Source organism: Aliiglaciecola sp. 2_MG-2023, assembly GCF_030548145.1.
GTDB lineage: Bacteria > Pseudomonadota > Gammaproteobacteria > Enterobacterales > Alteromonadaceae > Aliiglaciecola > Aliiglaciecola lipolytica_A.
Genome location: NZ_JAUORY010000013.1, coordinates 1 through 25497, shown reverse-complemented (window position 1 = coordinate 25497; position 25497 = coordinate 1). Strand labels below are relative to the sequence as shown.

Sequence of the window (25497 nt, the reverse complement as noted above, 5' to 3'; positions counted from 1 at the left end):
AGCGAATGGCATTTGATAAAAAACTACTGGAAATACTGGCGTGTCCAGTATGTAAAGGTAAGCTGCAATATCAGGCTAAAGACTCTGAGTTGATTTGTCGGTTTGACCGGTTAGCATATTCAATTAAAGATAATATTCCGGTTATGCTTGAAAATGAAGCACGGGAGTTAACATCCACTGATATAGAAAATTTGGATAAAGCGAAACAATGAAATTTACCGTGATTATTCCTGCTCGCTATGCATCTACGCGGTTTCCTGGAAAACCACTAGTTGAAATTGGCGGTAAACCAATGGTTCAACACGTTTATGAGAGAGCGCTGGAAGCAGGGGCTACCCGAGTGATAGTGGCTACCGATGATGCGCGTATAGCAAAAACCGTCACCGATTTTGGTGGTAATTACTGTATGACAGCTGCACATCACGAATCAGGCACGGAAAGGCTGGCAGAAGTGGTGGATGTCGAAGGTTTGTTAGCACACGAATTAGTTGTCAATGTGCAGGGGGACGAACCTTTTATCCCCGCCGAGAATATACGCCAAGTAGCAGAGAATTTATTTCAATATAAAGACGCTGAAATGGCGACCTTGGGAGTCAAGATTACCGATGTTGAAGACGCCTTCAATCCAAACGTGGTAAAAGTCGTAACCGATAAGATTGGCTATGCGTTGTATTTTTCTCGCTCAGCAATACCCTATGACAGATCACGCTTTATGGACGCCGACAGTATTGATGAAATCGGTGATTTTTACCTAAGACATATTGGTATTTATGCCTATCGAGCTGGCTTTATTAAGCAATATGTCAATATGGCGCCATCAGGGCTTGAACAGATAGAATCATTAGAACAATTGCGTGTTTTATGGCATGGAGAACGCATCCATGTTGATGAAGCGCAAAAAGCGCCACCAACAGGAATTGATACTCCTGAAGATTTAGAAAAGCTGATTCAAACCTTACAAAATGGAGAGTGATAATGCCAAATGCAGTTATAACCGGTGCAAATCGCGGTATTGGGTTGGAATTAACCAAGCAGCTTTTAGCCCAAGGTTGGGACGTGTATGCGTTATGTCGTAACAGTTCGGACGAGTTAGATAAAAGTGGAGCTAAGGTCGTTACAAAAGTCGATGTAGGCAATCCCGACTCACTACCGAGTGCATTAGCCAAAATAAAAGATGTGAAAATTGATTTATTAATCAATAACGCTGGCGTGTTAGGTAGAGATTCAATAAAAGAGTGGGACCCTCATACGATTGAACATCAATTTAGAGTCAATGCCCTAGGCCCGTTACTCGTTACCCAAACCTTGCTAGAGCAGTTTAAAAAAGGCGCTAAAGTAGCTCATATCACCAGTCGAATGGGATCGTTGACCGACAATAGCTCTGGTGGTTATTACGGCTATCGAATGTCTAAAGCTGCCCTTAATGCCGTCGGTGTTTCTATGGCAAACGATCTTAAGGAACGTGGCATAGCTGTTGCGTTATTGCATCCTGGCTATGTTCAAACTGAAATGGTCAGTTATGGTGGAGATATCTCAGCACAAGATGCAGCATCGCGTCTATTGACTCGCATTGAAGAGTTAAATTTAGATAATACTGGTAGCTTTTGGCATTCCAATGGTGAGATTTTACCTTGGTAAAGTATTTCTGTTAAACCCCATGCAAAAACTTAAACAACGCTATACCGGAAAATTAGTTCGAGTGCTGTGTGGGGTACTCTTTCTTTTTTATCTGCACAGTGCAGCGGCGAATCAAGTGATTCATGTGGCGGTTGCAAGTAACTTTTTATCTACGTTAAAACAATTAAAGTCTGAGTTTGAACGCACCCACAATAGCAAAATTTTAATTAGCGCAGCCTCTACCGGAAAATTGTATGCGCAAATTTCCCACGGCGCGCCATTCGATATATTTTTTTCCGCCGACGATGTACGCCCTCAACAGTTGGAAGCGCTAGGTTTTTCCAAACAACACAAGGCATTTACCTATGCCTATGGGAAGCTAGTAGTGTTTCATCCGAGTATTGAATCAACGCAGTTTTCGTTAAGCCAGTTAGCCAACAATCGTGTTGAACATATTGCGATTGCCAATCCAAAACTGGCACCTTATGGGGTAGCGGCTAAAAATTGGCTACTGAGTAAAGGCATTTGGCAAGCAGTAAGTGATAAAATTGTAATGGGAGAAAATATTAATCAAGCCATGCAATTTGTGAAATCAGGCAATGCGCAAGTTGCCATAGTTGCGTTGAGTATGATGAAGGAAGAGCCTATCAGTGCGTTTACTGAGTTGCTGACGACAGATTATCAACCCATAAGACAACAAGGAATTTTACTGTCCAATAATAAAAATACTGCCCAATTCGCAGCCTTTTTATTTACTGAACCTGCTCAAACCATCATTCAGCAAAATGGTTACATCTTGCCATGATGTTAAGCGAAACGGATTTAATAGCCTTTTGGTTAACCATTAAATTAGCACTTATATCCACCGTTTTATTATTAGTGATAGGCTTTCCATTAAGCTTTTGGTTAGCTAAATCTAAGTGGCGTTATAAGTTTATATTTGAAGCATTAGTGGCGCTTCCTTTAGTTTTACCTCCTACCGTTCTTGGTTTCTATTTATTAATTTTGATGAGTCCAAATGGGGTGTTGGGAGAAATATCCAATGCGCTAGGAACTGGTAATTTAGCCTTTAGTTTTACCGGCTTGATCATAGGCTCTTGCATCTATTCTTTGCCGTTTGTCATTCAACCCCTGCAAACTGCATTTGTAAATTTGCAACAACGTCCGTTAGATGTAGCTGCAACGTTAGGGGCGTCAAAGTCAGAACGCTTGTTTCGGATTATCATTCCATTGTTAAAACCAGGGATCATCAGTGCTGCAGTCTTAGGGTTTGCTCATACCTTAGGAGAGTTCGGTGTAGTGTTAATGATTGGAGGTAATATTCCTGGTCAAACTCAAGTGGTTTCAATCGCAATATACGAACACGTAGAATCACTTGAGTATCAACAGGCACATTGGTTAGCAGGCACATTGTTGTTGTTTTCGTTTGTTTTGTTGTTAATTGTTTATGCAACCAACAAAGGTTTCAAAGTGGTGAATAAATGAGCCTATTGGTACGTTTCTCGAAACCACTAAAGAGTAGAACGATTGACGTTAAACTAGATGTTAACAGTGCTGGTGTGACGGCCATCTTCGGTCCATCTGGTGCGGGTAAAACAACTTTGCTGAGGGTTATTGCTGGATTAGATAAATATCCGAACGCTGAAGTCACTTTTGATAAAAAAGTTTGGCAGAATGCGAGTACATGGATTGCCCCTGAGAACCGTCATATCGGTATGGTGTTTCAACAACCGAGTTTGTTTGAACATCTAAATGTTGCGCAAAATATTTACTTTTACCAAGGATTAAAAGCCCATAAAGGTCGCAAAAAGCGGTTTGATGTTTCGCAGTTAATTGAATTATTGCAGTTAACTCCCTTGTTAAATCGCTTACCTAAAACATTATCAGGTGGCGAGCAGCAAAGAGTCGCTATCGTCAGAGCTTTAGCGACACAACCCGATTTATTATTGATGGATGAGCCGCTGTCTGCTTTAGATGAGCAACTTAAAAGCCAATTTTTAGATTATTTAGAACCTTTACTTGAACAAATTGCGATACCCGTCATCTATGTTACCCATTCTAAGTCTGAATTGGCCCGAGTTGCTAAACAGGTAGTGTTGATGGATAAAACAGGTATTACAGGGCAGGGGGAAAGTACAGAATTACTCACAGATCTCAATCAACCATTGACCTTGGGATCAGATCTTCAAAGTGTATTAAGTGCCAAGGTTGAATTGATTGATGAGCAACAGCATGTCAGCGCTTTAATAACCCAAGCTGGACAGCTTTGGGTAAGTGTTATCAACAAACCAATAGATCAACGAATGAAGGTGGTGATACACGCAAAAGACGTAAGTGTGAGTTTATACCGGGCTGCAGATACCAGTATCCTTAATGTGCTGCCAGCCGACATAATGGATTTTAAGTTCACTGCAAACGGTAGTGTTATTTTAAAATTGAAAGTAGGCACTAGTGTTATTCTCAGTCAAATTACCCAACGATCCTTTGAGCAATTAAAGTTAGCCAAACATCTTCGAGTGTTCGCACAAATCAAAGGTGTTGTTTTAAAGTAAGTGTATGCAGATGATCAGAAAAGTGTATTAACAATGACTATGCAATGTATATACATTGACCATCATATGGATATCGGTCAATATTGCCTCATCACGAGAGCAAACCTTACTTTAAATCGGCGTTTTGGAGATTATTTTGCAGCATAAAAAATCAAAGAAAAATAGCCAGCTAATTGTTAGGATTAATGATCAGGAACGAGCTGAATTTGTGAAGCTTTGTGACGAGTTAGATACAAGCGCAGCCCGTGAAGTTCGGCGTTTTATTCGTGATTTTTTAAAACAACACAAGGATCGAGATTAATCGATTAGTGTTTGTATTTTCATCATTTTTTAAGGAGATGCCAGCATGGCTAAAGTAAAGACTTTGAAAGCAAAAATTAAGACCAGTAAAGCGAAAATCGCAAAGCAAAAAAATAAACTAGCAAAATTGAAAAAGCAGCTTAAAAAAGCGAAATAATTATTGGGCGTTCTGTCCCAATTTTCCTAAATAGAAGTTGTTTGCGGAAATTCTTTAAAAGAATTTCCGCTTTTTTTTACGATTTCAGACCGTTCTAGTGGCCAATGCCGGCGGGATATTCGCCGCTTTTTGTGCGGGGCCAAATACCGCTATTTGCCCTACAATCCAAAGTACTAACATACCTGCGGGCACAAAATACCAATCTAGTGCATTCAGGCTAAACATATTCACTAACAACATATTTAAACCAACTGTTAGTACGGCACCTAAGACGACACCTACAGTGCTTATCAAAAAATTCTCAATCATGAAGTAACGCACAATCGACCCTTGACTTGCCCCTAACGCTCTCCGTGTGCCTATTTGTTTTTTACGACGATTAACACTAAAGCTGGCTAAACCAACAATACCTAACCCGGTTACTATGGTAAGGATTACCATAGTGGTTGAAAGTATTTTTATCATCGCGGTATCTCCGCGATAGCTGCGTTCTCGTGTTTCTTGAACGGTACGCATGTTGCGAATAATGCGTTGTTTATTTGATGAGGCTAGCGCTTCTTCAATAATCGGCATTATTGCATCACGTTGTCCTGGTAGAGCGCGGATATAGTAGCGATTGGACTCAAACTCGGTTAACTCCGGTGTAAGAACTGTGTGTTCTAAGTCATCCCAACCCACCCAAGGAGCTTGAATTTTATCGACAATCCCTTTTACGATCATAGGTTCTGTTTGACGAATATAAATGGTTTTACCCACTACATTTTGATAAGGGATATCCGCAAATAAAGACTCCGCAAGGACTTTAGTAATAAGTACATTATCAGGCCAATCGGTCACACTTCGTTGCCGCCACCTCACGTCGTTCGGTAAGAAGTTTTCACCGGCAATTACTTCTAAATCAAGTGCATTGATGGCGTGTTCATCGACCATATAAATCGCAGCGCCTTCGCTTTCTTTTTCTTCGCCTGGTTCAGTTTGAAAACTCATCGACCAGCCACCACCACTCACAGGAATGGCGTTAATTTGGATTGCATCTAGTACCCCAGGCGTAGCGCGGATTAATGCTAAATCATCAATGGCGGTACTTTTAGGATCAAAACTCGTACCAAAACCTGTAGTGGTTAGGTAAAAGCTATTGGCCTCATCGATGCCGCTGTCTCGCTCGATACGTTGCGCACGTTCAAGAATAATAAATATTGAATTGACCACTATTGTCATAGTGACGGCAATTTGTATTGCAATCAAAATGGCACCCACCTTGTTGCGCATTAAAGCACGAAAGATTGGACCAATTTCCCATTGATTAGAGCTCATAGTCTTCTCCTTATTGACTTTTTAATTGGCTGGCTGGGGCGATGTTACAGGCGCGCCAAGTAGGGTACATGCCGGCTAAAATACTCGAAACTAACGCAAGTAAAATCGCACTGGCCATCATGGTAATATCCAGTCCAACTAAATTTTGCACAAACTCACCGTACAAAGATTTAATACCTTCGAGTCCAAGAAAGGCTAAACCCAGTCCCAAAATACCGCCGGCTATGCCAATGCAGGCCGTTTCGACGATATGCTGAATAAACAGGTCTGTTTTAGACGCGCCTACCGCTCTGCGTAAACCTATTTCTGCAGCTTTTCCAGTAAATTTTGCCAGCAACAAACCTATGGTATTAAGCAGGCAAACTAATAAAAACATAAAGGACACCCACATCATGATTTGGGCGTCGTCGGCAACCACTTCTTGGTTTTCCATCCATTCCATGACGTTAGAAAGGCGGTTGTTCAATGGGCGGGCAAAACGTCCTAAGGCTTTTTGTTCGTTGACATAGTTATTTAAAAAATCCATGTACTGGGCTTTTTCATTTGCGTTTCTAAGTTCAACCCACATCTGATAGTTAACACACTCAGATTGTAAAAATGCAGCAAAACCTTCACCTTCTGGGGTTTTCCAACAATTGGTATTGCCGCCATTAGATAATTCTAATTCTTGCTTCATATAAAACGGCATAAAGACTTCTTCGGTTTCATCAAAGGCACCAGTGGTGACATCATAAAACCGTGGCACTAACAGCCAATCGTTTAAAACACCCACCACTCGGAAGTTTTCGCCTACAATCCGAATCGTACGACCAACAGAGTTTTCTCCTCCAAACACACGTTCATTCGTGGCTTTGCTGATCACCACCACATATTCTCTATTGTCATCGCTGCTATCAGGCCAGCCACTGCCAAACAAAAAAGGGGCATCAAACATCGGGAAAAAATCAGAAAAGGCTAAACGAATGCTGGCCATAAAGGGCTTCTCATCTTGACCTTGAGGTTCGACAACACCGCCGGTAGAAGCCATGGCTGTTTGCCGATACGCTTGTTTTGCTTGCATCAAATTGGTGGCTTCAGTCCAGGTGATTTGATCCGGTGGCTCATTCGGCTCGCGGGCAGGTTCAAACTGTGACCAACTGTCTAATTGCACATAGAAAAGTTGTTCACTTTTATGGGGAATGGGATTAGCTGACATCAGATAGTTAACTGTTACCGTAGTCATACTTGCACCAATTCCAAGACCAATAGCGGTGATCATCAGGGCACTTAAAATAGGGTTTCGCTTGATGCTTTTTAGGGCCAAACGCAGATAATAAGTAAACATTATTTTTCCTTATCCGTTGGCCGCTTGATTAAGCTCAGCGATAGTGGGCTCAGATGAGTCAGTTAATTCACTGACTTTGCCATCTCGTACGTATATATTGCGTTTGGCTTGGGAAGCCAAATGTTGATCATGGGTCACCATAACGATAGTCGTGCCTTGGTCATTAATTTGTTTGAGTAGCTCCAATACACTTAATGCCATTTTAGTGTCCAAATTTCCGGTTGGTTCATCGGCAAGTAAGAACCGTGGATCACCGGCTAAAGCTCGGGCAATGGCGACACGTTGTTGCTGCCCACCTGAAAGTTGCGAGGGTAAATGCTTCATTCGGTTAGCCAAGCCGACTAATTCGAGACTTTCTTCAATCCGTTTTTTGCGTTCATTACTTTTAAATCCGCGGTAACGAAGGGGCACATCTACATTATCGAACAGGTTTAGGTCAGGGATAAGATTGAAACTTTGAAAAATGAACCCTATTTTTTCATTTCTTAGTTGGCTGCGTTTTTTGTCATTAAGACGACTGACATCTTGACCATCTAGCTGGTAAGTACCACCTTCGAAGGTTTCTAACAAACCTGCAATGTTTAAAAATGTGGTTTTTCCAGAGCCAGAAGGGCCAGTGACGGCGACAAATTCACCTTCATCTACCTGTAAATTGAAATCACGTAAGGCGTGGGTTTCAACCAAATCAGTACGAAATACTTTTTTTACGTCTGTCATTGTTAACATGTGCTTTCCTTAATTCTTTTTGCTTTTAATGTAGGAGTGATTAATTGGTGATGAGAATTCGCTGCGCACCATTGAATTGTTCTGTACCGGAAATGATGATGGTGTCTCCGGCATTCAGACCTTGCATTATTTCAACATTGGATAAACTTCTAATACCGGTGGAAATCGGCGTTTTTTCTGCCATTCCGTCTTTAACCAGATATGCAATGCGGCCACTACCACTGTCTAAGAACTGTCCTCGTTGCACCATTAAGACATCTTCCTTACTTTCCATTAGGATGCGCGTGGTTAAGCGTTGGTTTTGACGCAATCCTTGTGGCTGTTCTAAGGCTTCTCCTGCAGCATTGTGGGAGGCGAAACGCACTCTCCCATTCACTTGATTGTTCTCAATTTCAGGTGAGATAGTGACTAGGGTGGCCAAGTGCGTTTCGCCATTGAAACTAACTTCTGCAAGCATACCAATCGCCAAATCGTCGGCGTAGCTTTCTGGAATATCAACTTCTAACTCGAATTCTGATAAGTCCACCACGCTTAAAATGGGCTGATTTTGTGTAACTTGGTTTTTTTGCTGTACCGCTAAATTACCGACGATGCCATTGACTGGAGAGCGCATTGTCAATTCGTCCACTTTGCGTGTTAATTCATCAACCAGCAAAGCTTGTCGTTCCAATTGCAGTTGTTTGGTTTGAATTTCAAAGGCTAAACTCTCTTGGTTTAACTGAGCATCGTGCACCGCATGTTGATGAACGAGTTTGGCATTTTGCAGATCGTCTTGGGCTTTTTCATAATCGATCTGGCTTATGGAGTGGGTAGCATAGGCTTTGTCTGCACGGCGTTTTTCTCGATCTGCGGCAGTGAGTGAGACCAATGCAAGATCGACGGCTTTTTGATTTTCCAGTGCTTGTTTTTTCGCTTGTATTTTTTCTCTGTCCAACTCCATTTGCGAACGCTGTAAACTGGACTCTTCTTGTTTTAGTTCATTGGTCAACGCTGGGCTGTCGATCAATGCTAACACTTGATTGATCGTCACCGAATCACCGGCATCCACTTTAAAAGTAATAGTACCTTGGGCTGGGCTATACAGACGGGGACTAATAGAGGCTACAACTCTGCCTTGTACAGACAAATCTCTAACCAGATCACCTTTGTGCACGGTGGCAAGTCGTAAACGCTGAGCTGAAACCGAATGGTCTGAACTTGACCAATTACTAAAAGCCGGTGCTAAGCTAAAATAGCAAACGATTAACACTACGCTAATGCCGATAATTATGAACAGTGGTTTTTTATTTTTTTTGCTTGCCAGTACGACATCTTGTCCACTGGTATCTTCAATTTTCATGGTGTTTTCTCTGAAATTATTAGAACAATCACAGAGTAAGTCGCAGCCAGAATTAAAAAGGTTTAAATGATCTTAAAATAAATTTTAAATGGGTGTTACTAAGCGCGGCATGTCATAGGGAATATTGCTTAAAAATAACGCTCGATAGACACGAGCGCGCTACTTATATAAATTTGTGGGTTAGCGATTACGGCCCATTTTGTCATGGCTGCTTACCCAGTGGCCGGCAATGACGGCGCAAGCTAATGAAATGTCACCGGCTAATACGGTCGCAGCAACGATTTCAGCAAATTTATTGGCTTTGTCTTTGCCCACACAATCTAATAGCTGTAAACATTCATTTTGTGTAGGTAAACCTGTTCCGCCACCAAAGGTGGCAACTATTAATGAAGGTAAGGTAACCGCAAGATAAAAATCACCATTGTCTAATAATTCATGGGATAACATACCCGCATGAGACTCAACTACATTCGCTTCATCTTGACCGGTGGCAATATATAAAGACGCGATGCCATTGGCTGAGTGGGGGCCATTATAAGCCGCACCGGCTAATTGCGCGCCATTATTCGCTAGCGTAGTAGCACCTGCTAGCACTTTTGTATCCACATTCATGACACGAGCTAACACTTCTTTTTTCAAGATGATCTCGGCGATCACGCGCTTGCCTCTTGAATGCAGCATATTTAGATGAGAGTGTTTTTTATCGGTATCCATGTTGCCAGAAAGTAAATACATGCAGGGGATGGGGGAGTTTGCTTTAATCCATTCACAGGCCACAAGGGTCGCTTTGCCCACCATATTTTGACCCGCAGCATCACCGGTGGTGTAGTTGAAACGCAAGTATTGTGTTTTCGCCACTGACCATTGTTGAATATGCTCTAATTTGCCAATACTGGTTGTGGTTTCGGATACGGCTTTTATTTGCTCAAAATTTTGTTCTACCCATTGTCCAAAGTCACGGGCTTGTCTGGCATCTTCAAAGATAAACGCTGGAGCACGTTGCATCCAACCTTCAACTACCGTCGTTTTTACCCCGCCACATTCATTTATGACACGCATTCCACGGCTGTAACTGGCCACTAATGTACCTTCAGTGGTGGCAAGTGGGACGTAAAATAAACCTTTGGCATGTTCACCATTAATTTGCACTGGACCGGCAATACCTACTGGCATCTGTACGATTCCAATAAAGTTTTCAATATTGCCTGGTAATACACCAGGATCAATACTGAATTCACCCGTGTATTTTAAATCAGTACCGGTTTTTTGTTTCAGAAACTCCCGTCTGGTTTTCGCCATTTCAACAGTGTGATCATTTTCTGAGTTACGGGGAATCCGAGTATCTTCAGACATAGTAGATTTCCTTATTATCGATAGAGTGCAGGTTTTGCAATAAACGCTGTCTTTCAATTAATACATAATTACACCTACTTAGACAATTTTTTTATCAAAAATATGTAAAATAATTGTTAATTTTGTTGTGCGTTGCTGGTCATTTTCCGTTTAAGTTTATTATTGGTGTCTCGGCTGCTGCGAATGATGTCATCGGAATAAATCGTGTTCTGTTGTTTTGCCATACGGTCGTAGAGCACGACATTCACTGAGGCAGCTAAATTCATACAACCTATGGTAGGGACATACAGTATCTCGTCACACTGATTGAGGATCTGTTGTGGTATGGAGCCATCCTCAGGCCCAAAAACATAAATAGCATTGTCTGGATGTTGAAAGTGAGGCAGTGGTGTCGCACCCTCTACCAGCTCAAAGGCGATTTTTCGATAACCAGCAGGTAAGTCATCAAATATGTTTTCTTTGCCCGTTAGCGGTATGTGTGCATTTGCATTTTTTGTATCGGTAGCGAAATTTTTCGCGTGCTCATAACGTTTGCCTGTATACACAATTGATTTTGCTGAATAACACCCAGCAGCGCGCAGCGCAGCTCCCACATTGGTAGGGCTTTTAGGATTAATGAGACCGACAATATAATGATTCGATTGATTTTGTTGTTGGGGTTTGTCCATTTTTGATTAGCATGATGTGATAGTTTGGACTAGGATACTTTAGATTGGATTATAAAACACCATGGAGCAATTTGATGAGGTTTACTATATTTATTCAAGCATTGGATTTAGGTCAGTGCAAAGATCAAATTCAACGTCAGGCTTTATTTGATATTGCACTTATGTTTGTGATGATTGATGGCGTCATAGATGAGCAAGAAAGAAGCTATATGCAAGGTTGGTTAGCGCAACTAGAATGGTCTAGTGAAACCGATAAATTGGATTATTACAATACGGTAGAGAGTAAAGTTATTGATGCGATAGCTGAAAATGAAATTGAAAACTTTTTAGCCCATCGCGCGATTTTGTTATCCGACCCTTGGATGAAAGAACAAGCGTTACAGCTGGCCGTAGACATCTCACGTGCCGACGGTCAATTAGATGAATCTGAAAAGGCTGCGATAGAATTTTTAATGGTTAAATTGGCAGATAAACGCTAAGAGCAAAAGCCCTTAGCTTGATACTTAAGCCCTTAGCATACGGCTTGAATTGTTAGCGTACTGTTCCATTTAAGCTCGAATTAACCTCGAGACCAACAGCTTGCTGTCAGCAATCATTTCTATTGTATTTCGACGCAATTTCAGCAGTAGCAAATAGGTTAGTGGTACTAAAAATAAACTGGTGAGGGTGCTAAACAACAAACCACCGATTATGGCTATCGCCATCGGCGAATAGGAAGGGCCGTCACCGCCAATACTCATGTCGCCAAACGCAAGTGGTAAAAGTCCTAGCACAGTTGTAGAGACTGTCATCAAAATAGGGCGTACTCGGGTGAGACAACCTTCAATAATGGCGTTGTGTACAGTCATTCCTTGATTCACTAATTGATTAATCCGGTCGACCAATACAATACCGTTATTTACCACTATTCCCATTAAAATCAGCATCCCAATCATGCCCATTACGGTCATTGGATTGCCTGTAATTAAAAACGCCCAAAATACCCCAGTAAATGAAAAAATCAACGAAGTTAATACCGATGTGGGTAATAATAATGATTCGAAAAGCGCTGCCATAACAATATAAATCATACACACGGCTAGGATCATATTTGTGATCATCACGCCTTCATCTTCGTCTTGACGTTGGAAACTGCCATCTAACGCCCAACTATAACCGCTGGGCAGTTGCACATTTGCCATTATAGATTCAATACGTTCTTGTGCTTCTTCGATGGTGAGTTCACTTTCTAAATTAGCCCCAATACTTAGTGCCGTTTGCCTGCCGTCCCGCTGAATTTGTGACATTCTTGGTTTAATCGTTAAGTCAGCCAACATATCCAAAGTGACATTTTGATCAAGGTTTCTAGACACCGTTAAGTTGCGTAATGCGTCTATAGAGGTTTGCAGTGTTTCATCGTAAAGCAAACGAATGTCTATTTCACCATTAATGTCATTTCTAAAGGTTCGCAGATTTGCCCCTCGTAATGCAGTGCTAATAATAGTGGCAACATCATTGGTGTTTAATCCAAAACGAAAGGCTTTGTCTCTATCTACTTTAATTTGTAACTCATAATTTTGACCATCTATATCAGCCTTAACGTCTGTTAAACCATTAACGCTACTCAACACTGGTACAATTTCACTGGCAATTTGCATTAAGGTTTCAGATGACTGTCCAAATAACGATATTTTGACACCGCCACCACTGCCTTCATCCCACTGAAAAGAAGGTTTTGCTCGTGCAAATGCAGGGAACTCATCTTTAATTAACTTTTTTAGATCGGCGATTTTCATCGGGATTTCATCTTCTAGAGTTAAGCCTGATACCGCTTCTCCCGCTGTGAAATAGCTATATACCTGTTTGATGTGAAATCTTTCTTTATTGGCGTATAAATAGTCTTCCATTTTAGCCACGGTTTTTTCAACTTCTTTGAGGCTATAGTTGGCCTGAACATTATAGTTCAACCAAATTCGGCCATTATTACCATTGTTTTGTTCGTCGCTCTTTAATAAGTTCATGGGGATCATAGTGCTGATTAATATGAGTATAGCAACAAGCGCGGTTTTTCTTTGATTCTCTAAGGTCCAAGTTAAAATAGAAGCATAAACATTTTTGATCTTTGATGGCTTCACTTGTTTAGGTTTCGCTTTAATTTTTAGCTTAGTGGTTAATAAAGGAATGAGTGTCTGCGCTAAAATTAATGACGCAAACAGTGAAATGCAGATAGATACGGCTACATGTTCAAGAAATACGGTTATCTCTTCTTTGGCGCCAACTATATTGGGTAGAAAGACGATGGCTGTGGTCGCTGTTCCAGCGATAACAGCTAAACTCACCAAAGCAACCCCTTTCTTAGTTGCTTCCACAGGGTCAGGTTCGTCTTCCCGTGCTTGGAAAATGCTTTCAGTAACCACAACAGCATTATCCACCAGCATGCCAACCGCCAACATTAAGCCCATTAAAGACAATATATTGAGGCTATATCCTAAGAAGTACATACAGGCCAAGGTGATACAAATTGCAAATGGCACCGATAGGACCACAACTAGGGTAGTAGCAAGGTTACGTAAGAATAAATACAATACAATGATAGAGAGGATGGCACCGAGCAAGCCCGAATTGAGCAGGTCTTGCAGCGAAGTGGTAACAGAATCCGCCTCATCATCCATGATAAATACGTTAATGCCATTAAACGCGGTGCTGTTTCGAGCTTTTTCAATCTCTTGCATAACCGCGTCGGATACCTCCACTAAGTTAGCACCTGACTCACGAAAGATATTGAGACCAATCGCATGGGTGCGATCTAAGTGGCGTCCTTCTTCTGCTCTAGGGGTTTCATATTTCACACTGGCAATGTCGTTCAAACGTACATTCCGTTGGATAATGAGATCTTCAATTTCCTGTTTGCTACGGTATTCGCCAATTGGATTGACTGTGATTTTTTGGTCCAAATCAAAAAACTGACCAGCCGTCATGGAGAAGTTGGCATCGCGCAGGATTTTGGTTAATTTAGCCGTATCAATGTGCAAAGCTGCAATGCGTTGAGGATCTAAGCGAATCGATATTTGTTTTTTCTGAACACCATATAATTCAACTTTTGAGACACCTTTAATGCGCTCGATCGGCATTTTTAGGTTGCGCTCCAGTAAATCATACGAGTTAGAAATATCACGGTCACTCGACAATCTAAGTTGAAAAACTGGCATATCTTTTAGGTTGAACTTGAAGACTAGTACCCGCTCTACATCATCTGGCAAAAGGTGGCGGATAGCATCGATTTTCTCTCGTGCTTCGATGCTTTTAGCTTTGATATTGGCATCCCAATCAAACTGTATCTGAATTTCTGCATTGTTTTCAGTAGAACGAGAGCGCAGTCGTTTGATGCCCGACATTGTGGCTAATGCTTCTTCCACCGGTTGGGTGATCATTTTATCGATTTCTGCAGGCGTGGCATCTTTATAGGGAACCTGAATAAAAATTTCTGGAAAATCAATGCCCGGAAACTTCTCTAAAGGCAGCATTTTACTGGCCGCTAACCCCATGATTAACAGAGAAAAGAATAACATGGAAATGGTTACTGGACGACGTATGGCAAAGCTTGCCAATGCAGCGCCAGCGTGGGCAAACTTATCCATAAACCACCTCACTGTTTGGCTTGTCGGTTGTGCTTTGGTTCACTTCTGGGATAAATGATTTGCGATCAAATATGCTATACAACACGGGGATCATAAATAGAGTTAGGAAGGTTGCGAACAACAATCCAAAAATTACTGTAATAGCCATAGGTGTGCGAATTTCCGATCCTTCACCTAAACCAATTGCCATTGGAAGGAGGCCTAATATAGTGGTTAAGGTGGTCATTAGGATAGGGCGTAAACGACTGTGCGCAGCTTGTTTAATTGCGGTCATCTTATCTTCGCCTTTTGCACGTAATTGATTAATTCTATCAATTAGCACTATGGCGTTATTTACCACTATTCCAGCGAGCATAATCAAGCCAATGAATACCACCACACTGATATTTGTGCCGGTTAAAAATAAACCATAAATTGAACCTGCGCAAGCCATGGGAACAGTGAATAAAATTAAAAATGGATGCAATAAGGACTCAAACTGCGAGGCCATCACCAGATATACCATAAAAATCGCCAAGGCCAGGGTCATATAAAGGGAATTAAAACTCGACTCCATTTCTTCACTTTGGCCGGTGATCCTAGCTTGTAAACTAACGGGTAAGTTGATTTCATCAATGGCTGAGCGAGCGTCGATTACAGCCGCACCTAAATCACCGTAATTAAGGTTAGCAGTGACCAGTACCACCCGTTGTTGACCCACTCTGGTTATTTCACTTGGACCGACTGACATCTCAATAGAAGCCACAGCGGCTAAGGGGATGACATTATTGCTATTTGGGTTTACCACTATTTGTGAAATATCTTGGATTGAGTCTCGTTGGGTAACTTGGTTTCTGACTAAAATATCCACTTTACGATCATCGACACTAAATTGACTTGCCACTTCGCCACCAATTTTGGCCGCTATTAACTTTGAAACATCCGGTGCATTGAGTCCTAATTGGGCCAGTTTGGCATGGTCGAACTGCACTTTTAATTCAGGGTTGCCATTTTGCAACGAGCTTTTAATATCGGCAAATCGTCTATTTTTAGAAAGAGCTTGTGCTAGCTTGTCACCGTAACGTTTTAACATCGACAAGTCATATCCTGAAATTTCCACCACCAGTGGAGTCGAAAAACTGAATAGTTCCGGTGTACCGAATTTACTTTCCAGACCTGCTTGATTAATTAGGTATTCACGCATAGCTGTGACAACAGCTTGTTCGTCTTGGGCAGAGGCATCAGTTTTCATCACCACATTTAACTTACCCCAATGATCACCACCTTGGGAGGGGGAAGCATTCATTAAACTGCCAGTACCAGCTAAAGAGTAGGTGCGTGCTACTTGCGGTTGTTTTTGCGTAAAAGTGGCCAGTTTAGCTAATACCTCATCGGTATTTTCTAATCTAGAGCCTGTAGGTAAGGTAATTTCAACATTAAATTCGCCTTGGGCTAACGGTGGAATCAGTTCCAAACCGATTTTAGGCAATAGTAAAAGCGATAGAGCAGAACATGTAACCACAATTGCAATAACTGCAATCCGAGCTTTCATTGCCACATTCAGACTATGGTAATACGCTGATGAAACGACATTGTAGAACTTATCGAACCCCCACAATACCGGTTTGAATAGTATTGATAGCGCTTTAGATAGCCCTCTAAACACAGTTAAAATGATGCTGGTTACCGTCAGAGGTACAACATAAAAGATTAATTTAACGAGAAGAGTTAATGGTAAAAATAGGTAATATCCAGTTAGTTTTAACTTGCCTGTGGGTTTAGCTTTAACCGGCCTAGGTCCCAAATCCAATTCTTTACTTGGCTGATTAGACTTTTCTCTTGCTGCAAGCATAGGGATGAGGGTTAATGCTACAACTAAGGATGCTGCCAGTGCAAACGTAACGGTAAGGGCCTGATCACTGAATAATTGACCAGCGATACCTTCAACAAACACTAACGGAAAAAATACGGCCATGGTGGTAAGGGTAGAGGCCACTATTGCCATTGAGACTTCTTTTGTTCCTTGCGCGGCAGCTTCTAAGGTATTGGCATTGTCTTTTTTATGCCTATCGATGTTTTCCAGCACTACGATACTGTTATCAACTAATAAACCTATGGCCAGCGCAATGCCACCCAGACTCATAATGTTTAAACTGATATCGTAGCTATACATTAAATTAAAAGTCGCGATAATTGATACTGGAATGGAGATGGAAATAATTAATGTGGGCCAGATATTTTTCAGGAAAAAATACAAAATAAACATAGCCAGAATACCACCTATGATGGCCGCAGACTTTACTTCTTCCAATGCGCTGGCGATAAATAATGACTGGTCGTAGACCATTTGTATTTGGTAGTTCTGCGGCAATGACTGCTTCAGTGATTCAAGTCTGGCTTTTACCGCGTTAGCTACATTGACCGTATTAGCGTCACCTTCTTTATAGATTGCTATTTCAACACCTTCGAGTCCGTCAAATCGGGTGACTGAGGTGCGTTCTTTAAAGGCATCTTTGATTTGGGCTACGTCGCTTAAACGAATATGTTTGCCTTCTCGTGTAGCAATATACAAATTACGCATATCGTCTAAGGTTTGAAATTGATTTAGGGTTCTGACTAAATATTCTTGCGAACCGTCTTCCACTCGGCCACCGGACGCATTTACATTTTCGTCTTTCAAGCGTTTAATGATTTCCGCTAAAGGTATATTTAATTGACTAGTACGATGTTGATTAATCAGAACATGGATTTCATTTTCTAGGCCACCGCCGACTCGAACCGAAGCGACACCTTCAACCGACTCCAGTTTGCGTTTTATGTCTTCTTCGGCATAAGTACGAACCTGTTTCATGTTCGCTTCATCCATAGTCGCTTGTGCTACCTTAGAGTCGTTAGCGTCGGGCGAAGCGGCATTGTTTGTTCCTAGTCCGAAGCGCATTACAGGATCTAAACTTGGATTGAATCGCAATAATAAAGGCCGTTTAACATCTAGGGGTAAAAGTAAAACATCGAGTTTTTCGCGAACCTCTAAGCTGGCCATGTCCATTTCGGTGCCCCATTCAAACTCCAGCACTACATCAGACTGTCCAGCTTTAGAAGCTGAAGTGACTTTGCGAACACCTTTGACTATGCCTACTGCTTCCTCAACCGGTTTGGTAACCAATTGTTCTATCTCTCCTGGAGCGGCTCCTACATAGTCAGTGCGAATGGTTAGAGTCGGGTAGGAAAGCTCTGGTAGTAAGTTCAAAGACAAACGTGATAGAGAAACAAATCCGAATAAGAGTACAGCTAAGGTAAACATCCACACTGTCACCGGACGTCTGACCGCAATTTCAATTAAATTCATAATGTACTCCTCAATTAGCTGTTGACGATTTCAACAACGGCTTTGTCTTTGAGGTTTTGGTGCCCGGTTACCACCACTTTTTCAGTGCCAGTAAGGCCTTTGATAACTTCAACGAAGTTTCCTTCTTGGTAGCCAACTGTAATCGCAATTTTGTTTGCGATACCGTCTTCGTCTACCACAAATACATTGGTTTTATCGTCAATGGCCAGCAGTGCTTTGCGAGGCAACAAAGTCGCATCAAGGTGGGTGTCATAATTTAAACTGACTTGAGAGAACATGCCTGCTTTCAATAAATTATTTTCGTTTGGTACTCTAAGGGTAACTTTAAAAGTCCCGGTTTTTGAATCAATGACCGGACTGATACGCTCAACATAAGCATTGATTGTTGTATTCGAAAGCGCTGATAAAAGTAAGCTTGCTGGTTGGTCTTTGTGCACCCGAGACAATTCTTTTTCCGGTAAATAGACAATTCCGTAGAGTTGTTTTTGTTGCACAATATGAAACATACGCTCGCGCTGGAACGATTCGGTTAGGTTACCCACTTTAGCGTTTCGTTCGGCGATATAACCGCTGATAGGTGCAACTATGGTTGCTTCTTTCAAATCGAGTTTAGCCAAAGCCAGTGTTGCTTTGGCTGATTCATACTGTGCAGTAAGCTTGTCGTAAGTATCATCACTTATCAGTTTTTTATGATAAACCTTATTGACTTTCGCAAGCTCTTTTTCGATACCTTGTAAATCTGCTGCTGCTCGCAACAAGTTTAGTTCGTAACGTTCGGGATCTAATTTCGCTAAAACTTGACCTTTTTCAACGTAATCACCTTCTTCAACTAATATTTGATCAATTATTCCCGATGCGCGGGCAACAACAAATGCTTCTTCTTTAGCTTCTAATACTGCTGTTGTTGCATAATTGGAGGAAATATTACCGCGCTCTAAATTTTTCACTTCAACAGGAATAGGGATGACTTTTACCTGTTCAGCTTCTTGCTGGTCATTTTTATTGGCTTCTGCCTGTCCACAGGCTGTTAATAAAAAACTTGAGCAAATAAAAGCTGCCAGTGATAACTGCTTTATTGTTGAGCGTGAAATTGAAGCGTGGTTGTTGTAATTATGCGCGTCCATTGTATTTTCCAAATTTAACCAAATATTTTAAGTGAATATCGTCACGACACTGTTTAGTGAGTCGTATTTGATGACTGTTCTATTTACTAGACTAAGCACTCACTGTGCCATTGGTTAAAGTCTTTATAAATCAATTAGATATGGAGATGGTTTGTGGGTTTTTGTGAGTTTGATTAACTGTATTTGGTGAAATTTACTAAAAATTAGTTGATTTATTACTAGCTGCGAGACGCTGCCATGCAATAAACCGCGCTCTTTATTGAAAAATAAATAACCCCTTTTAAAATTCTATTCGTTGGTACTGATAACTATGTGTAAAAGGAATAAAAATGAACACTATTAAATCAGACAATTCAACGACTACTCGCTCTATCGATTTAACGCTTAAAAACAGATTTAAACTGCGTAGATTTAGCTATTTATTAACCTCTACAGTTATCGCTTTTAGTCTTGCCGCTTGTTCGTCTACAGAAAGCGATAATCAAGTCAAACAGGCGAAGCACAGAGCTGAAGCTGAAGCTGAAAAAATTATGATGACCGCACAACGAGCTGAAGCGCAAGGAAAATTACATAGTCGCCAGCGACATGAATCTCAGCTGTTCGCAATGGCTGACTTATCTGAAGCCACTTCTCCTGGATATTATCCTCCTCAAGTGCCAGCGCCAGGGAACCCTGCTTATACAGAAAACTATCAACATGAAGAAGAAAACCAGGTTTTTACCACCAGTAATAATCCAGTTTCAACATTTTCAATTGATGTGGACACAGGTAGCTACAGCAATGCTAGACGAATGTTAAACCAAGGATGGCTGCCACCGGCAGACGCTGTTCGGATTGAAGAATTCATAAATTATTTTGATTATCAGTATCCAGTGGCTGAAGAATCCTCTCATCCTTTTGTGATTGATACGCAGGTTTCAAATTCGCCTTGGAATCAAGGCCGTATGTTGATGCGAATTGGTTTAAAAGCCCATGCTTTAAATGATAAATCCGAAAAGCAACTTGAGGCGAGCAATAAAAATCTAGTGTTCTTATTGGATGTTTCTGGCTCTATGAATTCTGCGAATAAATTACCTTTGGTTAAGCGTGCTCTGATGATGTTAACCAATCAATTGACAGAAAACGATAGTGTAGCCATCGTGGTTTATGCCGGAGCATCTGGTGTAGTACTTGAGCCTACCAAAGCCAATCAGAGTGTAAAAATAGAACAAGCGCTAAACCGCCTATCCGCTGGTGGATCAACCAATGGTGGAGAGGGTATTGAGCTTGCTTATAAATTAGCTAAACAAGCATTTAAGGAAAATGGTGTGAATCGTGTGATTTTAGCTACTGACGGCGATTTTAATGTTGGCAGGGTCAATCATCAGCAATTAATTGAATTAGTTGAAAAACAAAAAGAGCAAGGAATTGAACTCACCACCTTAGGTTTTGGACAAGGTAATTATAATGATCACTTGATGGAGCAATTAGCGGATAAAGGCAATGGCAATTACGCTTATATAGATACGTTGCTTGAAGCGCGAAAAGTATTAGTTGAAGAATTAGATGCTACTTTACAATCGGTTGCCCGAGACGTGAAAATTCAGGTCGAGTTTAATCCTAATACGGTGGCGGAATATCGTTTAATTGGCTATGAAAATCGTCGCTTAAATAAAGAAGATTTCAATAATGATAAAGTCGATGCGGGGGAAATCGGAGCTGGCCATACTGTTACAGCATTTTACGAAATCGTATTGCAAGATGGCGCTAAATTTAATGACGATTTACGCTATCAACAGACCCATAAAAATGCCGCAGCTAGTCTGAATAATGAATTGGCCCATGTAAAGTTGCGTTATAAACCTATGGACAACGACACTAGTATCCTAATCGACCAAGTTATTGAAAAACAAAATGTTACTGATTTTGATGCACAATCCATGGATTTTAAATTTGCAACTTCTGTTGTTGGCTTTGCTCAATTGTTGAAAAATAGTAAATACACCCAAAATTTAGATTTTGAAAAGGTGATTGAGCTTGCTAATAACAACAAAGGTAAGGATGATTACGGCTATCGTGCTGAGTTTGTTTCTTTGGTGAGAATGGCAAAAACCTTACAGTCGGAAACTTCTCGTTCGGTTGCCACTCAAGAACAAAAGCAAAACTAAGAAAATAAGGCGCAGACGTCAAGGTTTGCCAAGTCTTATTCATTATTTAAGGAAGATGGACGCGTTTGAATCAAGTAGTAGATGAAGAATTGCTTAAACGATTTGCAGATGGAGATTCGGCATCGTTTGAGCTTTTATATGAACGTCATAGAGGCGGCTTGTATCGCTATATGCTGCGTCAATTAAAAGATCAGCAATTAGCAGAAGATTTATTTCAGGACACCTGGAGTAAAGTGATAGTGAATGCTGAGTCGTTTGAGCCAAACGCTAAATTTTCCACTTGGTTATATACAATGGCACGAAATAGAGTGGTTGACCAAATAAGACATTTGCGCATTGTCGATAAGCTGATTGACGATAGCGCCGATGAGGTAGATAGCCAACTTGGTGCCAATCAAATTGAGCAAAATATACTAGAAAAAACGTTGCAAGCTGATAAGCAAAGCATGTTTTTAAAAGACTGTATGCAAAAGTTACCTGTCAACTTGCTGGAAGTATTTTTACTCAAAGAAGAGTCGACTATGACGGTGAAACAAATTGCAGAAGTAATTGATTCTTCTCATCAAGCAACTAAAAGCCGTTTACGTTATGCCTACGGTCAGTTAAAACAATGTTTATCTAAAAAAATGCCTGATTGGGTAAGTAGTGGTGAAGGTCATGAGTAATAAAAATCAAGCTAAAAATGAGAATATTACTGATCCTGATGTGAGTGTCGTATATCAGGCACAGGAAAAACCAGTACCGACTGCAGCATTGGATAAGCGCATATTGGAACTCGCCAAACAACAAGCAAGTGATAAGGTGGTTGATGTAAAAGCGCCAGTAGCAAAATGGCGAAAATGGCAATGGCCAACTTCCATTGCCGCTTCAGTGATGTTTATTAGCTTAGTAGTATACAATCAATATGATCGTTTTGATCCTATGTTGACAAAAGCGCCGGAGCTAAGGGTTGATACTTATGATATTGCAGACCAAGCTACATTGGACAATGAACAATTGACAAAAAAATCAAAACTAGAAATTCGTGAACTTAGCAGCCCACCAGTTTCATCCAGAATGGCCTCAGAGCCACTGCTAGATAAAAGTGAGTTTGTGCGAGATTCTGTAGAGGAGCCTGAGCGAGCCCAATATGCTGAAAAAGAAGCATTAACTTTAGCTGCAAAAGCTATGGATAATGTTGAGATTGAGCCTTTATCATTTGAGCTTGAAATGCCCCTTGAGGTTGATGTTGAACAACAAATTCCTGCAGATATTGTGTTAACTCAAGAAGCTGCAACGGAACAAGCATTTAAACAAGCAGAGTTGATTGCCAAACAACAAAAATCACAGTTAGCAAAAAGAGAACATCAAGGTCAAACGAGGCTGTCTTTAATTGAATCAAGCTCAATGTTTAACGACAATCAACCCTCAACATCTAAAATGCAGGTTAATACCGAATATCTTGATAGCCTGTTAAAGCAACTTGAAGAACATAGTGCACCGAAAAACAAGAACGCAGATAAAATCCAATCTCTTAGTCAGTTGCAGAATGATATTTTTGATTATCTATCACTACTTAAGATGGCCGATCCATTAGTTGAAATAGACCCAAAATATTTACAAGTGTTAACTGAAGAGCAAAACAAGAAATTAAGTGAGTAGATGTGCATTGGCAACGTTGGATAAGGATATAGGAATTGCTTGAATTGGAGAGATTGAGGCAATTGATAATCTTAGCGACATCTTTTTGAAGAAACAGAACCGCGTTTAATCTCACATCTGTTCGCCACGTCTTGTAAGCGTCAATGGGCGCTCAGTTATGCAATTTTAAGAGCTGTTTTGGGGTGAAATTTAAGTGATTTTTAGCTCAACAGCTTCTATGTTTCCAATCTTTTTCAGATGTTAATGAATAAAATTCTAAAGGTCGTTAAAGGGCTTGATATCTTCTATACTCAGAAATGCTGAAGCAGCTGCGCGTTGAATTAATTGTTCGCAGATTGATTTACTCGTGACTCTACTTAATTCTCAATAGGAGCAATGTGATGAGCGACAAAAAATGCCCATATCAACCAACAGACCTAACTACCAATGGTGGAGCGCCGGTTGTTGATAATCAAAATAGTCTGACGGCTGGTAAGCGCGGCCCTGTGCTAGCCCAAGATCTTTGGTTAAATGAAAAGCTTGCGAATTTTGTGCGTGAAGTTATCCCAGAGCGCCGAATGCATGCTAAAGGTTCTGGTGCATATGGTACTTTTACGGTTACCCATGATATTAGCCAATATACTCGCGCAAAAATATTTAGTGAGGTAGGCAAAACAACCGAAATGTTTGCACGTTTTAGTACGGTAGCAGGTGAACGTGGAGCTGCCGATGCTGAACGTGATATTCGCGGTTTTGCCTTGAAGTTTTATACCGAAGAAGGGATTTGGGATATGGTTGGTAACAATACCCCAGTATTCTTTTTACGTGATCCTCTCAAATTCCCAGATTTGAATAAAGCGGTTAAACGAGATCCTCGCACCAATATGCGCTCTGCTACTAATAATTGGGATTTTTGGACGTTGCTGCCAGAAGCCTTGCATCAAGTTACTATTGTGATGAGTGATCGTGGTATTCCAGCTTCGTATAGACACATGCATGGCTTTGGCTCGCATACTTACAGTTTTTGGAATGACGCCGGTGAGCGATATTGGGTCAAATTCCATTTTCGCACTCAACAAGGCATCAAAAACTTAACTGATGCGGAAGCCGCTGAAGTTGTCGCTATGGATCGGGAAAGCAATCAAAAAGATCTTTACGAGTCTATTGAGCGAGGGGATTTCCCTAAGTGGAAGATGTATGTGCAAATTATGCCAGAAATAGAAGCTGATAAAGTTCCTTACCATCCATTTGATCTCACTAAAGTGTGGCCAAAGGGCGATTATCCACTTATTGAGGTAGGTGAATTTGAGTTGAACAAAAATGCTGAAAATTACTTTGCGGATGTTGAACAAGCGGCATTTGCTCCAAGTAATTTAGTGCCAGGGATTAGTGTATCACCTGACCGCATGCTGCAGGCGCGTTTAATCAACTACGCGGATGCTCAGCGTTATCGAGTGGGTGTTAATCATAATCAGATTCCTGTTAACAAACCGCGTTGTCTTGTAAATAGTAATGCCCGTGATGGTGAAGGCCGTGTAGATGGCAACTATGGTGACAAACCACACTATGAACCTAATAGCTTTAATCAATGGCAGGAGCAGCAACAATTTGCTGAGCCACCTCTTAAAATCGATGGTTATGCTAAACGCTATGATTTTCGTGAAGATGATGATGACTATTTTAGTCAGCCACGTTTATTGTTTAATTTGATGAATGACGAACAAAAACAAGCGCTTTTTGAAAACACGGCTAGACAAATGGGGGATACTTTTGATTTTATCAAATATCGTCATATTCGAAACTGTAGCCAGTGCCACCCAGCTTATGGCGAAGGCATTGCTAAAGCTTTAGGATTAACGGTAGAGGATGCAATAAAAGCACGAGAAGCGGATCCTGCTCTTCATTTACCTAGCTGTTTATAAATAACTGTTTTTTGCTCAATAACAAACACCGTTTTTAGCGGTGTTTTTTTACAATTGGACAGGCATAATTTTCAAAAAAAAATAAATAGACAGTCATTACTAGTCATCTACCGATTTGACGAGATTAATTAACGCTTAGGAGCAATTTAATGGGTGCGAAAATTAGAATTTTTGAGAAAAATAGATAAAAACTGGTTTTTACGCTGCTATACCCGATTGAAATTCAGCCGTCGTACCGCATTTCATCTGCGGGGACCTTTAAGCCATAAATTTAGGTTTTTTGAGCTCTTTAAAGCTTCATCCTAACCGTATTTCTGTCGACGTCGGCGTTTATATTTGTTGAGGGTATTGATTTGACCTGCGGCCACACTAAACGATGTTTCAAAACTTGA

The 25497-nt window shown here is 40.9% G+C and carries 21 protein-coding genes; 12 read left to right on the top strand and 9 right to left on the bottom strand.

Annotated features, from left to right (window positions below; genetic code table 11):
• Window positions 1-5 precede the first annotated feature (5 nt).
• From Q4567_RS13765 to Q4567_RS13735, 7 genes are all read left to right on the top strand, one after another.
• On the top strand, window positions 6-212 hold the full coding sequence (locus tag Q4567_RS13765) for a Trm112 family protein (protein ID WP_216048535.1): 207 nt from the start codon (window positions 6-8) through the stop codon (window positions 210-212).
• Window positions 209-973, top strand: a complete 765-nt coding sequence (kdsB, locus tag Q4567_RS13760; protein ID WP_303500778.1) for a 3-deoxy-manno-octulosonate cytidylyltransferase — start codon at window positions 209-211, stop codon at window positions 971-973. The genes Q4567_RS13765 and kdsB overlap by 4 nt, the downstream gene beginning before the upstream one ends.
• 2 nt (window positions 974-975) lie before the next feature.
• Complete coding sequence (locus Q4567_RS13755; protein ID WP_216048537.1) at window positions 976-1638, top strand: SDR family oxidoreductase; 663 nt, start codon at window positions 976-978, stop codon at window positions 1636-1638.
• Window positions 1616-2422 carry a molybdate ABC transporter substrate-binding protein gene (gene modA / locus Q4567_RS13750; RefSeq protein ID WP_216048538.1) on the top strand — a complete coding sequence of 269 codons (807 nt, stop codon included), beginning with the start codon at window positions 1616-1618 and terminating at the stop codon, window positions 2420-2422. The genes Q4567_RS13755 and modA overlap by 23 nt, the downstream gene beginning before the upstream one ends.
• Window positions 2419-3102, top strand: coding sequence for a molybdate ABC transporter permease subunit (gene modB, locus Q4567_RS13745; protein WP_216048539.1), 684 nt, complete (start codon window positions 2419-2421; stop codon window positions 3100-3102). The genes modA and modB overlap by 4 nt, the downstream gene beginning before the upstream one ends.
• Entirely contained in the window at window positions 3099-4169 is a 1071-nt protein-coding gene (gene modC / locus Q4567_RS13740) for a molybdenum ABC transporter ATP-binding protein (protein WP_303500777.1), read from the top strand. Before modB ends, modC begins: the two co-directional genes overlap by 4 nt.
• Before the next feature lie 136 nt (window positions 4170-4305).
• Window positions 4306-4470 (top strand): hypothetical protein, encoded by a 165-nt coding sequence (locus Q4567_RS13735; protein WP_216048541.1) that lies wholly within the window; start codon window positions 4306-4308, stop codon window positions 4468-4470.
• A 240-nt stretch (window positions 4471-4710) separates the two neighbouring features.
• Here Q4567_RS13735 and Q4567_RS13730 read toward each other — a convergent pair whose 3' ends face one another.
• The 6 genes from Q4567_RS13730 to Q4567_RS13705 all read right to left on the bottom strand — a co-directional run bounded on the left by Q4567_RS13730 (window position 4711) and on the right by Q4567_RS13705 (window position 11350).
• Entirely contained in the window at window positions 4711-5940 is a 1230-nt protein-coding gene (locus Q4567_RS13730) for an ABC transporter permease (protein WP_216048542.1), read from the bottom strand.
• A 10-nt stretch (window positions 5941-5950) separates the two neighbouring features.
• Window positions 5951-7264 carry an ABC transporter permease gene (locus tag Q4567_RS13725; protein WP_303500776.1) on the bottom strand — a complete coding sequence of 438 codons (1314 nt, stop codon included), beginning with the start codon at window positions 7262-7264 and terminating at the stop codon, window positions 5951-5953.
• A gap of 9 nt (window positions 7265-7273) precedes the next feature.
• On the bottom strand, window positions 7274-7990 hold the full coding sequence (locus Q4567_RS13720) for an ABC transporter ATP-binding protein (RefSeq protein ID WP_303500775.1): 717 nt from the start codon (window positions 7988-7990) through the stop codon (window positions 7274-7276).
• 40 nt (window positions 7991-8030) lie between these two features.
• Window positions 8031-9329 carry an efflux RND transporter periplasmic adaptor subunit gene (locus tag Q4567_RS13715; protein WP_216048545.1) on the bottom strand — a complete coding sequence of 433 codons (1299 nt, stop codon included), beginning with the start codon at window positions 9327-9329 and terminating at the stop codon, window positions 8031-8033.
• 180 nt (window positions 9330-9509) lie between these two features.
• The gene (locus tag Q4567_RS13710; protein WP_216048546.1) at window positions 9510-10682 is read right to left on the bottom strand and encodes a hydroxymethylglutaryl-CoA reductase; all 1173 of its coding nucleotides are present in this window, start codon (window positions 10680-10682) and stop codon (window positions 9510-9512) included.
• 116 nt (window positions 10683-10798) lie between these two features.
• Window positions 10799-11350: an RNA methyltransferase gene (locus Q4567_RS13705; protein ID WP_216048547.1), complete on the bottom strand. Its 552-nt coding sequence runs from the start codon at window positions 11348-11350 to the stop codon at window positions 10799-10801.
• A 74-nt stretch (window positions 11351-11424) separates the two neighbouring features.
• Here Q4567_RS13705 and Q4567_RS13700 point away from each other — a divergent pair, with 74 nt between their 5' ends.
• On the top strand, window positions 11425-11829 hold the full coding sequence (locus Q4567_RS13700) for a TerB family tellurite resistance protein (protein ID WP_216048548.1): 405 nt from the start codon (window positions 11425-11427) through the stop codon (window positions 11827-11829).
• Between the two features lie 69 nt (window positions 11830-11898).
• On the opposite strand, the gene Q4567_RS13695 is transcribed toward Q4567_RS13700, so the two are convergent.
• From Q4567_RS13695 to Q4567_RS13685, 3 genes are read right to left on the bottom strand one after another with little or no spacing between them, the layout of a single operon-like run.
• Window positions 11899-14967 carry an efflux RND transporter permease subunit gene (locus Q4567_RS13695; protein ID WP_303500773.1) on the bottom strand — a complete coding sequence of 1023 codons (3069 nt, stop codon included), beginning with the start codon at window positions 14965-14967 and terminating at the stop codon, window positions 11899-11901.
• The gene (locus Q4567_RS13690; RefSeq protein ID WP_303500772.1) at window positions 14960-18292 is read right to left on the bottom strand and encodes an efflux RND transporter permease subunit; all 3333 of its coding nucleotides are present in this window, start codon (window positions 18290-18292) and stop codon (window positions 14960-14962) included. Before Q4567_RS13690 ends, Q4567_RS13695 begins: the two co-directional genes overlap by 8 nt.
• A gap of 14 nt (window positions 18293-18306) precedes the next feature.
• Window positions 18307-19416, bottom strand: a complete 1110-nt coding sequence (locus Q4567_RS13685; protein WP_216048551.1) for an efflux RND transporter periplasmic adaptor subunit — start codon at window positions 19414-19416, stop codon at window positions 18307-18309.
• 329 nt (window positions 19417-19745) lie between these two features.
• On the opposite strand from Q4567_RS13685, the gene Q4567_RS13680 reads away from it, so the two are divergent.
• The 4 genes from Q4567_RS13680 (at window position 19746) to Q4567_RS13665 (ending at window position 25105) form a co-directional block, all read left to right on the top strand.
• A complete protein-coding gene (locus Q4567_RS13680; RefSeq protein WP_303500770.1) occupies window positions 19746-21563 on the top strand; it encodes a VWA domain-containing protein in 1818 nt (605 codons plus the stop codon).
• Between the two features lie 65 nt (window positions 21564-21628).
• Window positions 21629-22228 (top strand): sigma-70 family RNA polymerase sigma factor, encoded by a 600-nt coding sequence (locus Q4567_RS13675; RefSeq protein ID WP_216048553.1) that lies wholly within the window; start codon window positions 21629-21631, stop codon window positions 22226-22228.
• Complete coding sequence (locus tag Q4567_RS13670) at window positions 22221-23204, top strand: hypothetical protein (protein ID WP_303500769.1); 984 nt, start codon at window positions 22221-22223, stop codon at window positions 23202-23204. The genes Q4567_RS13675 and Q4567_RS13670 overlap by 8 nt, the downstream gene beginning before the upstream one ends.
• A gap of 380 nt (window positions 23205-23584) precedes the next feature.
• Window positions 23585-25105, top strand: a complete 1521-nt coding sequence (locus Q4567_RS13665; RefSeq protein WP_303500768.1) for a catalase — start codon at window positions 23585-23587, stop codon at window positions 25103-25105.
• Window positions 25106-25497: the final 392 nt, after the last annotated feature.